We start from the raw sequence: 13,410 nt of genomic DNA on the forward strand, positions 1-13,410 counted from the left end.
ATAAAAAAAGAAAAGAAAATATAATCTTTAAAAAAGAAAGTCCTAATTTTGAAAATCTTTATTAAAAATTAATTTATTTATATATTTTTTCTATAAATTAATTTCACTAAAAACAAATAAATTTTATAAGGAATTAACAATGAATAAAAAAATTGATCCTATTATCGAAAAGTTAATTAATAAAAAAGGATTTATAGAAGTAATTTGTGGTCCCATGTTTTCTTGTAAAACAACCAAATTAATTAAAATAATTAATTTTTTTAATTTTTATTCTTTTCAATTTTTAGTTTTAAAACCATTTTTAGATAACCGTTATTCTTATGAAAAAAAGTTAATTAATCATTGTTTAGAATCAACACCAGCTATTTTAATTAAAAAAAGTAAAGAAATTTATAATTTCATAAAAAAAGATATTGATTTAATTGTTATCGATGAAGTTCAATTTTTAGATAATGAAATTGAAAAAATTGTGAATTATTTATCTTATCAAGGAATAAGATTTATTTTAGCAGGGTTAGATTTAGATTTTAGGGGATGTCCTTTTGGTTCGATGCCTTATTTATTATCAATCGCTGATCATATTACAAAATGTAGCGCTTCTTGTTATTTTTGTGGAAAAGAAGCGACCCGTACTCAGAGAATAAAAAAGAAAAATTTCAAAAAAAAAGAATCAATTATTTTAGTAGGCGATAAAAAAGATTATCAACCTTGTTGTCGAAAATGTCACAAAATTTAAATAGTAAATTTTTATTATTAAAAAATATTAAAACATTTTTTTAAATTCTTTTTTTTAAAATAAGACTAAAATTGATCATCATAAATTAAATCTGTTTTTTTGAGAAATTGAAGTGTTTTTTTATCTTTTATATTAATAAAATATTATATTTTATCGTTAAAAAAAATTTTTTAAATATTAATTTTTTAATATTTTTTATTTTTATCAAATATATTAATTATTTTTTTCATTATTTCTATTATTATTAAAGGCATTATAGAAAATATAATAATAATCATAATATCTATATAAGATAAAAAATTTGATAAATAGAATCTTTGTCTAAAAAAAGGAATCACAAAAATAATAATTTGTAAAAAAACACTAATGATAAAAGAAATTATTAAATAAAAGTTAATTTTTAAACTAAAAATAGATTTATTAAAACTTCTTAAATTAAAAACATGCACTAATTGAGATAAAGATAAAACCATAAAAGCAATTGTTTGTGCAGATTGATTATTATTTTTGTTATATTTATATCCTATAAAAGCAGCAATAAATGAAAAAAAACCAATCATAAAACCTTCTAATAAAATTTTATAAATCATTTTTTTATTTAATAAAGAATTTTTTATTGAACGTGGTGGTTTGTTCATTAAATTTTCTTCAGGTAATTCTACTCCTAAAGATATAGCTACTAAAGAATCAGTTACTAGATTAATCCAAAGAATTTGTAAGGTATTCAAAATAACAAAATCTTTATTAAAAAAAAATATTCCTAAACAAGTATTTAATAAAATAACTATTATTTCCCCAACATTACAACTTAATAAGAAAATAATACTTTTTTTGATATTATCAAAAATATTTCTTCCTTCTTTAATGGCGTTTTTAATAGTTTCAAAATTATCTTCGATTAGAATAATATCTGATGTATTTTTTGTAATGTCAGTACCTGTTTTCCCCATAGCTATTCCTATATCAGCTTTTTGAATACTTGGAGCATCATTGACTCCATCACCGATCATGGCAACAATTTTTTCTTTTTTTTGCCAAGCTTTTATAATTTTTAATTTATGTTCAGGATTAACTCTAGCATATACTTTGATTAAATGTAATTGAGATAAAAATTTATCTTCTTCTAATTTATCTAGAATTTCTCCTGTTATAGCTAAATCTTTTGGATATTGAAATATTTTTAAATCAGAAGCTATTTTGATAGCTGTTTGCAAACTATCTCCTGTTATCATGATAGGAGTGATAAAAGCTTTTTTTAATTCTTTAATGGTGGGTAAAATTTCAGATCTAACAGAATCTTTTATCCCTACGCCGCCCAAGAAAATTATTTGATTTTTTGTTTGAGATAATATTTTTTCAATATTAGAGTTATTTAAATTAAAATCATTATTTTTTATATAACTATAAGCTATTCCTAAAACTTTATATCCTTCTGAAGACATAGAATTTAAACTTTTTTCTATTTTTTTCAAGTTATTTTTATTCTTTAAAATAAATCTTTTTTTGTATTTTATATAATAAGATAAATTTAAAATTGTCTCATAAGCTCCTTTTATAATAATTAAATTTTTTTGATCGTTTATTTTATGAATGGTAGCCATGAATTTATAGTTATTATCAAAAGGAAATTCTTTTATTTTTTTATTTTCTGCTTGAATTTTATTGATTTCTAATTTCCATAAATTTCCTAAATCTATAAAAGATTGATCTATTGGATCAAATAATAAATTTTCTTTTTCATAGTATTTTATATTATTTATTGAAGAATAATTATCATTGCATAAAATACCATAATTAATTATCTGGCTAATATCTGAATCTAATTTTAAATCATTATTTATATCTATTAAAGTGTAATTTAAATATAATTTTTGAATAATCATTTTATTTTGTGTTAATGTTCCTGTTTTATCAGTACAAATAATGTTAACAGCGCCTAAAGTTTCCAATGTTTTTAGATTTTTAACAATAGCCTTTTTTTTTATTACTTTTTTTACTCCTATAGCTAAAATAATAGTTATTATTGCTAGTAAACTTTCAGGAATAATAGCTACAGCTAAAACAATAGAAGATAAAAATAATTTTTTTATTATTGTTATAGTTATTACTTCGTTTATAAAAAAATATTTGATTAAATTCAAAATAAAGTTAAGAAATATAACACAAAAAATAATTAAACTTAAAAATTTAGATAATTGTTGAATATTTTTTTCCAAAGGAGTTTTGTTTTTTTTCTCTGTTATAACTAGGTTATTAATTTTTCCAATTTGTGTTTCTTGCCCTATTTTAATAACAACTCCGCGTCCTCTTCCTGAAACAATTATAGTATCCATAAAAACTAAATTAGGAGAATTATGACTTAGAAATTTTTTTTGTAAAATATCAGCATCTTTAACAACAGATGATATTTCTCCAGTTAAAATAACTTCATTTGTTTTTAAATTATGAGTTTCTATTAATCTTAAATCAGCAGGTACAATATCACCAGTTTCTAAAAATACAATATCTCCTATCACTATTTGTTCTCTTAAAATAAATTTTAATTCACTATTCCTTAATACTCTTGCACAAGGTTTAGTTTTTTGTTTAATTAAGAACAGAGATTTTTCTTTATGGTGTTCAAATAAAGCACCTAAGAAAGAATTAATGCAAATAATTGAAAAGATTAATAAACTTTCAAATAATTCTTCTTTTTGATTTTCTATTAATCCTAAAAAAAAAGTAAAAAAACAAATAGCCAATAAAATATAAACAAATAAATTATTAAATTGATTAATAATTTTCTTAAATAAATTTTCTTTTTTGTTTTCTTTTAATTTATTAAAACCATATTTTAAAAAATTTTGTTTTACTTTTTCTTTTGTTAATCCTTGAACAAAATTAGTATCTAATTTTTTTTCTAAATGTTCTAAAGAGCATTGAGGAAAAAAAGAATCCACAATTATATTTAACTCTTTCTAATTTTAATTTTTTTTATGTTTTTTAATTATTATTATTCTAATTTAGTAGCTTTTACTGTATTAATTACTAAACCATCATAATGTAGACTTTCAAATATCCAATTATTATAATTTATTTTGATCTTCTCATTTTTTTCGGGCATTCTTTTTAATTTAGCTAATATAAAACCATTTAATGTATCGTAATCTTCAGTAGGTAGATCAGCTTTTAAATAATCTTCTATTTCGTATAAATGAGCTGTTCCTTGTAAAATATATTCTTTTTCGGAAATTTTAATAATATCTTTACTTTGTTTATCATATTCATCTTCGATATCTCCTAAAATTTCTTCAATAACATCTTCAATTGTTACAATCCCTGCTGTTCCGCCATATTCATCAACTACAACGGCGATATGATTTTGTTTGATTTTCATTTCTTTAAATAATTCACTAATATTTTGAAATTCTATTACATAATAGGTTTTTCTTAAGAAATTCTTGATGTTGAAAGTTTTTTCGAAAGTTATTGAAGTAAATTTTGAATTTATTATGTTAATATCTTTATTTTTTCTATTTTCTTCTAAAAGCCCCTTAAAAATATCCTTAACATGGACAATACCAATTATTTTGTCAATGTTACCTTCATAAACTGGAAATCTTGTATATTTTTCTCGTGAAATAAATTCAATCAATTTCTCTTTTGTAATATCAGAATTAATAGCTATAATCTCTTTTCTATGACGCATTATATCTGAAACTAAAGTACCATCAAAATCAAAAATATTTTGAATCATGTCTTTTTTGCTATTATTAATAATTCCTGTCTTATATGACGAATTTAATATTAATTTTAACTCATCTTCATCTACATTATTTGTTTTTTTAATATTTGTATTAATTCTAAAAACAAACAAAATAAAATCACTTATTTTATTTAAAACCCAAACTAAAGGCTGCATTATAAAACAAACAAAACTAAAAAAACTAACAAAAAAGTAAGCAGTTTTAAGAGGAAAAGCTAAAGCAATTCTTTTTGGTAATAATTCTCCGAAAATAATAGAACATAAAATAACTAATATCTCTATTATATGACGGTTTATACCTAAACTACTTTGTTGATTTATTATAATTCCTTGTAAAAAAGTTAAAGTATGAATTATTATTTGAATAACTGATAAAAAAAGATTGGGTTTTTCTTTTATCCTTTTAATTTTTAAATCTTTTTTAGAACCTTTTTTAATTTTTAAATCAATTTTGTTTGGATTCAAAGAAATTAAAGAAACTTCGATAGAAGAAAAAACAGCATTTAAAAAAATTAAAATAGGAATAGAAAAATATTTATAAAAAATTTCTAAAGGGACCACTATTTTATTTTATAACCTCTTTTTTTTGAACTAAAAAAAATAGATTATAAATAGACAATAATATATTTACAATATTAAAATCTTCTAGTGTTTTATTTTCCATAAATTAATATAATAACTCCTCTTTGAGACCATTCTAAAAATTTTTCATCAAACTATTCTTATTTTAACACAATAAGCCAAAAAATACAAATTTATTTTGAAAACGATTTATTAAAAAAAATGTTTCATAATATTTATTTAAATTTAATCTAAATTTTTTTTATTAATTTTTTTCGCTTGTTTGATTAAAATAAAAATTCTTTTCTAGAATGGTTGTGTTCCACTAAAATATAATTACTTCAAAACAAAAATTTTTTCTAAAATTAGAATCAAATTATCTAGAAATATTTTTTTATTAATTATAAATTAAAAATTTTATTATAAATTAAAAATTTTTTAAAAAAGAAAACATCATTTTCGAAAATAATTTCAAAAAATGATGTTTTAAATTTTTTTAAATAATCTCTTATGATTTTATTATTTTATTTAAATAGTTTTTAATTTTTTGAATTTTTATTTATTAAAAATTAATTCATTTTTATTTTTATTTGTTTTTGTCTAATTTATTGTATATAAACTCAATAATTAAATTAAATAATTGAACTAAAAAAAACACAATTAAAATACAAGACCAAATTAGATCAAAATCACTAAATCCTTGAGGTTTAAATTCTTCATGTCCTTCATATCCATATTTATAAGCTATTGATCCTATCCCATCTATTCCAATAAACCCTAAAACATTGGAATATGCCAAAGAAGAAATAAAAAGATAATTTAATTTTAAAATTATATACGGTTTAGCTTCTGGTAATAAAAATAAAGTTATAAATTGTTTATTATTTGCTCCTAAAGTAAAAGCAGTTGAATAAAGTTCAGGATTAGTTTGTAAAAAAACTTGTTCGCAATGTTTCGAAAACAAAGCGCTTACAATTAAACTTAATAAAATTAATCCAACATTAAAACCATAATTAAGATTCAAAAAAGGACGTAAAATAAAATCAAGAATAAAAATAAATAGGAGTAAATAAGGAGTAGATACTATAATATTTACAAAAAAATTTATAATAAAATATGTTTTCTTTTTCTTATGTATTTTAGATAAATATAAACAAATTCCCCCTAATAAACCAATAAAAAAAGATATAAAACAAGAAAGAAATGTTATAAATAAAGTTACTTTAATTCCTTCCAACAATAGATAAGGTTGATTATTATCATAATTATTGCTAAAACTGGGTTTTTTAGATAATAAAACTTTAAAAAAAGTTTCAAACAAATTTATTAATTTTTTCAATTCATATTTTCCATCATTTAGATTTTTTTACTTAAAAAAGTAATTTCTAATTTTTTTATATTTTTTTAATTATTGAAATTGTGAATTATTAATATTAAAAATTACTTTTTGGATATCATATTTTTGTAAACCACATGCAAATTCTTTTTCTTTTTCCCAATATGATTTTAATATTTCTTTATCCTCAAAAACCTCTTTTAATTTTTGTATTTTTGTTTGAGATAAACTTTCTTTTCTAACTATTATCGAAATGATATAAGGTAAAAGAGGATCTTTATAATCTTCTTCATTCTTTTCTGTATCTTCATTTAATTCAATTGTGCTAATTGTATTTAAAAAATTTTGAAGATTATTATTTCCTAATACTTTTGGATAATTACAACAAATATCATAATTTCCGCCTTTAAATTGATTAAAAAAACCTGTTAGTGCATTTGAAAATTCCATTTTTATATTTGGTTTTATAACAAAATCTTGTTGTGATAATTGAAATTTTTCTTTAGTGGTTAATCGATCATCTGTACGATCATTTTTTCTTTCTATTAATTTTAAATTCTCAAGCAAACGTAAAGCTAAAGTTTTTTGTGTTCTTTCTTCTGGAAGCAACATTTTTATTTCTTTATTTTCATTAAATTTATTCTTTAATGATTCTTCATTATTTATACTACTTTCTTTTAAACTATAAATAGCAAATTTAGGAAAATATAAAAGCGATAAAACTTCTATTTCTGTTTTTATATTTTTATCTTCATTCTGGAAATAAGACCAAGGAAGATGAGAATCTAGTTTAGCATCACATTTTTTATTTACTAAATCATCATGATTTTTTGTATAACTTTCTATATGTAAAACTTCTAGTTCTACTCCCTTTTCTTGTAATTTTGGTTTTATTTTTTCATTTAAAAAATCACTTACAGGTCGTAAAGCTGTTTGTATTTTTATTTTTTCGATTTTTTCTTCGTTTTTGTTATTTTTTTTATTACTATAAATACAAAATAAAAATATTATAACTACCACAAAAGAAAATATATATATTGTAAATTTAGAATTTATAATATTTTTTAATTTTGTCATTAGATAACTCATTTGATTTCTATTCCTTTAACTTCTTTTCTTTCTATAGATTTAATTTTTAATTTCATCATTTTTTTAAAATTAACGAATTACAATAATTCATCATTAAAATAAAACAAAATACACTAAAAAAAATATAACACAAATTTAATGAATATAAAATAAAATAATATAAGATAAATTAAAATTATTTTGAATAATAAGCTGAATAATTTTTTTAATAATTTTTTTATATTTTTTAGTAAAATATTCTCTATTAATATTACTATTTATCAACATATTATTTGTTATTTATTAAAAATTAAAAGTAAAAATAGATTATCTTTTTTTTACAATTTTCTTTATTAGATACATGTTAAAAAATGTAATCAAAAATTAATTTATTCTATAATTTAAGTAGTTTTAAAAATATATTTACTTTCTAATGTGCTTTTATTAAATAAAAAGAAAGATGGTTTCTTTAAGTAAAAATATATTATAATGTAATTAAATTGAAATAAATTAAATGTAAAAATGTGGAAATTGAAAATTATTTTTTAAATATTATTTATGAGTAAAAAGAAAACATGAATAAAAATTTAGTTGTATAAAATCTAAATTTTTAATTTATTTGTTCTTTTCATTTATAAAATAATCAAATTAGAGAGTAATAATTCATTAAAGAAACAAAACATAAATAAATTATAATTCATATTCATATATAGCAAGAATATAATTAGAAATTAGTTAGTTTAAAAAATTAGCAGTAAATTAAAATATAATTTTTAGATAAAAAGATATATTTAAATAATAATAAAAAGAGGAAAAAATGAAAAATCTAAAGAAAAAAATTAAAAAATTAAATCTATTTTTAATTACATTAATTATAATTGTAATTTTAATGTTTTATGGTTGTCTAAAAATTAATGAACAATCAAAAGAAAAAGAAAAAAAAGAAGGACATTTTCCAGACAACCAAACAAAAGAAGAAAAAAAAGAATCAAATAATTTATATAATAATAAAAATTTTCTTTCTAGTAATAAAGAAAATTCAGAAAAACAATATAATAATGGTTCATCAACGAAACCACAAGATGAAAAAAATAATTTAAAAACAAGTGAAACAAACAATAAAGAAAATGAAGAAGAAAAAGTTTCAAAAGATTCCGAATTACAAAATACAGAATCACAAAGAAAAATTAAAAAATTAGAAAACGAAAAAAAAAAATTAAAAAGCAAAATTGAAGAATTAAAAAAAAAAAAAGAAAATTTAAAAAGTAAAATTGAAGAATTAGAAAACGAAAAAGAAAATTTAAAAAGCAAAATTAAAGAATTAGAAAATGAAATTAAAGAATTAAAAAATGAAATTAAAGAATTAAAAAATGAAATTAAAGAATTAAAAATAAAAATTGAAAAATTAGAAGATAAAATCAAAGACTTAGAGAATAAAATTAGAGACTTAAAAGGAAAAATTGAAGAATTAAAAGTTGATAATACAAAATTAAAAACAGAAAATAGAGACTTAAAAACATCAATAGAACAAAAACTTCAACCTTTTAAAGTTCTAGAAAATCAAAGAGAAAAATTATTAAATTCAGAAAATAAAAAATTAAAAACAGAAAATCAAAATTTAAAAATAGAAAATGAAAACTTAAAAACAGAAAATCAAAAATTAAAAGAAGCAGAGCATCAATTAAAAAAATATAAACAACTAGAAGAAAAATATTTAAAACAAGTTGACAAATTAGAATCTATTATTATTACAATTACCGCTAATAGCGATCAAGGACCTCAAAAAGATCTAAATCAAAGAATTGATTCAGCTAAAAAAGAATCAGAAAAATATTTTGAATTAAAAAAAAATTTACATTTTCAACCTGATAATAATCAAATTTAAAAATTGAAGAAAGAAAACTAATAAATGAGAAAAAAATGTTTAATAATAATTAAAAATAAAAATTCTAGATTCCCAAATTTAAAAAAAAGGTTAATATAAAAATTATGAAAATAGGAATAATTGGTTTACCTAATGTTGGTAAATCAACTTTATTTAATGCTATAACTAATATGAATGTTTTAGAAGCTAATTATCCTTTTTCCACGATTCAACCAAATTTTAGTGTTGTTACTGTAGAAGATCAACGTTTAGATTTTTTATCTAATCTTTTTCAATCTCAAAAAATTATAAAAACACAAATACAATTTGTAGATATTGCTGGTTTAGTAAAAAACGCTTCAAAGGGCGAAGGATTAGGGAATCAATTTTTAAATCATATTAGAGATGTAGATGCTATTTTTCATGTTGTCAAATGCTTTGAAAATTCTAAAATTATTCATATTAATAATAAAGTAGATCCTATTGAAGAAAGTAAAATTATCGAAACAGAATTAATCCTTTCTGATTTAGAACAAATCGAAAAACGTTTGTCAAAATTAAAAAAACAAAAAAAAAGTATCATAGAAAAAGAATTTATCGAAGAAACAGAATTATTAAATAAATTAAAAATAAATTTAGAACAAGAAATAAGTATTTCTTCAATTGGTTTAATTGATAAAGAATTAAAAATTATTAAAAATTTTAACTTATTATCTTTAAAACCAATGATTTATATTGGTAATTTTCAAGAAAAAGATTTATTCCATTTAGAAAGTAATTTATTTTTTAAAAAAATGGATTTATATAGTCGATCAAAAAGAAGCAAATTTATTCCTATTTGTATTTTGTTAGAAAAAGAAATATCTCTTTTGACAGAAAAAGAAAAACAATTTTTTTTAAAAACTTATAATTTAAAAAAAACCGCTTTACAAGAAATTATACAAAGTGGTTATCAACTTTTAGGATTACAAACTTATTTTACTGCAGGAAAAAAAGAAACAAAAGCTTGGTCTTTTCTAAAAGGAATGACAGCTCCTGAATGTGCTGGATTAATTCATAGTGATTTTCAAAGAGGATTTATCAAAGCAGAAGTTTGTAATTATAACGATTTATTTCAGCTTAAAAGTTTATTAAAAATAAAAGAACAAGGTAAATTGAGGTTAGAGGGTAAAAATTATTTAGTCCAAGATGGCGATGTAATTGTTTTTTATTTTAATGTTACTAAATAAAAGATTTCTGTTTTTGAATAAACTTTATTTTTTAACTAAAAAATAGTTTTTTTAAATATATAAATATTTTTTTAATTAAAAAGAGAGAAATAATTATGATAAAGAAAGATTACAAAGATACTTTGTCGATGCCTTTTACTAATTTTCCAATGAGAGGAAATTTAAATCAAAAAGAAAAAGAATTAGAAGATTATTGGGATAAAATAAAATTATATTCTAAAGTTCTAGAAAAAAATAAAAATAATCCAAGTTTTTTTCTTCATGATGGCCCTCCTTATGCTAATGGTAATATTCATATAGGACATGCTTTGAATAAAATTTTAAAAGATTTTATCTTGCGTTTTAAAACAATGCAAGGTTTTTATTCTCCTTATATTCCTGGTTGGGATTGTCATGGACTTCCTATTGAAACAACTTTTTTAAAAACTAGTTCCAAAAGCGAAATATTATCGAAAAAAAAGTTTATGGAAAAATGCGAAGAAATAGCTTTAAATTTTGTAGAAAAACAAAAAAAAATGTTTCAAAGATTAGGAATTTTAGGACAATGGGAAAAACCTTACTTAACTTTAAATAATTCTTTTATAGCTGATGAAGTACGTATTTTAAGTAAATTAATTGCTCAAAAATTAATTTTTAAAAAATTAAAACCTGTTTATTGGTCACCTTTTTTAAAATCTGTTTTAGCAGAATCTGAAATAGAATATAAAAAGAAAGAAAATTATTCTATTTTTTTTCTTTTTCCTATTTATAAAAAAGAAGGAATATTTAAGAATTCTCAATTAGCTATTTGGACGACAACTCCTTGGACTTTACCAGCAAATGTTGCTGTTTGTGTTCATCCAAAAAAAGATTATTTGCTTGTTGAAGTAGAAAATAATAAATACATTTTGGGTTCTTCTGTTTTTGAAAATTTAAAATTAAAATTTAATTGGGAAAATACAAAAATTTTAAAAACTTTTAAAGGAGATTTTTTAAAAGATTGGGTTTACGAAAATAAACTTTTTTTTCGTCAAGGTAAAATTATTCTAGACACTTTTGTTTCAGATATAGAAGGAACTGGATTGGTTCATATAGCACCAGGGCACGGAGTTGATGATTTTATATTAAGCGAAAAATATAATTTGGATATTTTATTAGCTGTTAATGAAAAAGGTATTATGAACAAAAATGCTTTAAAGTACCAAAATCTTTTTTACGAAGAAGCTAATTCTCAAATTGTATCTGATTTAAAAAACAATAAATTAATTATTCATTCAGAAATAATAAATCATTTTTATCCACATGATGATAGAATCAAAAAACCTATTATCTTTTTAGCTATTTCACAATGGTTTTTAGATATAGAAAAAATTAAAAAACAATTACTTTTGGAAATTAAAAAAGTTGAGTGGTTTCCTAAATGGGGAGAAATTAAAATGTTCAATATGATTAAAGATCGAAAAGATTGGGTCATTAGTAGACAAAGAACCTGGGGAACACCGATTCCTATTTTTTATACAGAAGATAATGAACCTCTTTTAAATACTTATATTATTGAACATATTGCTGATCTATTTGAAAAATATGGTAAAAGTATTTGGTTAGAATGGGATGCTTCTCAACTATTACCTTCTAATTATAAAAATATAAAAAGTCCTAATAATATTTTTCGTAAAGAAACAGATATCATAGATGTTTGGTTTGATTCAGGAACTTCTTATAATATTTTTAAAAAATTTTCTAATAGTTTTTTTTCTTTTGATGTTTATCTAGAAGGTGCAGATCAATATCGAGGTTGGTTTAATTCTTCTTTGATTACTTCTGTTGCTGCATTCCAGAAAGCTCCTTATAAAAAAGTTATTACCCATGGTTTTGTTTTAGATGGTGTTGGACAAAAAATGAGCAAATCTCTTAATAATGTTATTGATCCTTTAAAAATTATAAAAAACAAAGGAGCAGATATTTTAAGATTATGGGTTGCTAGCATCAATTATAATATAGATGTTAGATTAGATGATAATATTTTAAAACAAATTGAAGAAAAGTATAAAAAAATAAGAAATACTTTTCGTTTTATGTTGGGTAATTTAAATAATTTTTCTCCTTATCAAAAAAATTATATTCATTTTCATAAAAGAACAATATTTGATAAATTATTTATTCTAGAATTTTGGAATATTTCTTTACAAATTATTGAATCTTATGAAAAATATGATTTTGAAAAAATTATGAGTTTGTTATATTCTTTTATTGTTAAAAAAATTAGTTCTTTTTACTTAGATTTTAGTAAAGATATTTTATATATCGAAAAAGATGACAATTTAGAAAAAAATATAATTAAATCTAACATATATGATATTTTTATATTATGTTTGAAATTTTTAACTCCTATTATCCCGCATACTAGTTCTGAAATTTATCAACATTTACCTTTTGATAAAAAAGAGGATGTTTATTTAGAATCTATTCCTAAAAAAGAAGACATTCAAAATTGGATCAAAGATTTTGTTTCAAAACAAGAAAATTTTGTAAAAATAGAAAATGATTATAAATTATTCTTTCTTTTGAGAGAAGAAGTTTTAAAAAAATTAGAAGAATCTAGACAAAAAAAACAAATAAATAAATCTTTACAGGCTAAATTAATTTTAAAATTACCATCTGAATATATCCAAATGCTAAATTCTTTAAATATTAAAGATAAATTACATCAATTATTAATTGTTTCTCAAATAGAAATTATAAAATATGATTTTTTTGTTATTGAAGTTTTTAAAATTATTGGTTCTCCATGTCCTAGATGTTGGAACGTTATAGAAAACAAAAATTTAGATGATTTATGCCAACGTTGTTTAAATTTTTTTAAAAAATAAAATATTAGAATTTGGAAAAAAA

The 13,410-nt window shown here is 20.1% G+C and carries 8 protein-coding genes; 4 read left to right on the top strand and 4 right to left on the bottom strand.

Going from position 1 to position 13,410, the window contains the following annotated elements; genetic code table 11:
• Positions 1–139: 139 nt before the first annotated feature.
• A complete protein-coding gene (locus Q8777_RS00770; RefSeq protein WP_318676077.1) occupies positions 140–736 on the top strand; it encodes a thymidine kinase in 597 nt (198 codons plus the stop codon).
• Between the two features lie 185 nt (positions 737–921).
• Here the strand turns inward: Q8777_RS00770 and Q8777_RS00775 are convergent, their stop codons facing one another.
• The 4 genes from Q8777_RS00775 to Q8777_RS00790 form a co-directional block, all read right to left on the bottom strand.
• Positions 922–3,675 (bottom strand): cation-transporting P-type ATPase, encoded by a 2,754-nt coding sequence (locus Q8777_RS00775; protein WP_318676078.1) that lies wholly within the window; start codon positions 3,673–3,675, stop codon positions 922–924.
• 53 nt (positions 3,676–3,728) lie between these two features.
• Positions 3,729–5,042 carry a hemolysin family protein gene (locus Q8777_RS00780; protein WP_318676079.1) on the bottom strand — a complete coding sequence of 438 codons (1,314 nt, stop codon included), beginning with the start codon at positions 5,040–5,042 and terminating at the stop codon, positions 3,729–3,731.
• Positions 5,043–5,628: 586 nt separating this feature from the next.
• Positions 5,629–6,381, bottom strand: a complete 753-nt coding sequence (locus Q8777_RS00785; protein ID WP_318676081.1) for an ABC transporter permease subunit — start codon at positions 6,379–6,381, stop codon at positions 5,629–5,631.
• Between the two features lie 69 nt (positions 6,382–6,450).
• Complete coding sequence (locus tag Q8777_RS00790; protein WP_318676082.1) at positions 6,451–7,467, bottom strand: MetQ/NlpA family ABC transporter substrate-binding protein; 1,017 nt, start codon at positions 7,465–7,467, stop codon at positions 6,451–6,453.
• A gap of 796 nt (positions 7,468–8,263) precedes the next feature.
• On the opposite strand from Q8777_RS00790, the gene Q8777_RS00795 reads away from it, so the two are divergent.
• From Q8777_RS00795 to ileS, 3 genes are all read left to right on the top strand, one after another.
• Positions 8,264–9,331 carry a hypothetical protein gene (locus Q8777_RS00795; RefSeq protein WP_318676083.1) on the top strand — a complete coding sequence of 356 codons (1,068 nt, stop codon included), beginning with the start codon at positions 8,264–8,266 and terminating at the stop codon, positions 9,329–9,331.
• 104 nt (positions 9,332–9,435) lie between these two features.
• The gene (gene ychF / locus Q8777_RS00800) at positions 9,436–10,539 is read left to right on the top strand and encodes a redox-regulated ATPase YchF (RefSeq protein WP_318676084.1); all 1,104 of its coding nucleotides are present in this window, start codon (positions 9,436–9,438) and stop codon (positions 10,537–10,539) included.
• A 95-nt stretch (positions 10,540–10,634) separates the two neighbouring features.
• Positions 10,635–13,388 carry an isoleucine--tRNA ligase gene (gene ileS / locus Q8777_RS00805; RefSeq protein WP_318676085.1) on the top strand — a complete coding sequence of 918 codons (2,754 nt, stop codon included), beginning with the start codon at positions 10,635–10,637 and terminating at the stop codon, positions 13,386–13,388.
• The last annotated feature ends 22 nt before the right edge of the window (positions 13,389–13,410 follow it).

Origin of the sequence: Candidatus Phytoplasma stylosanthis (genome assembly GCF_032886435.1) — a bacterium.
Lineage (GTDB): Bacteria > Bacillota_I > Bacilli_A > Acholeplasmatales > Acholeplasmataceae > Phytoplasma > Phytoplasma stylosanthis.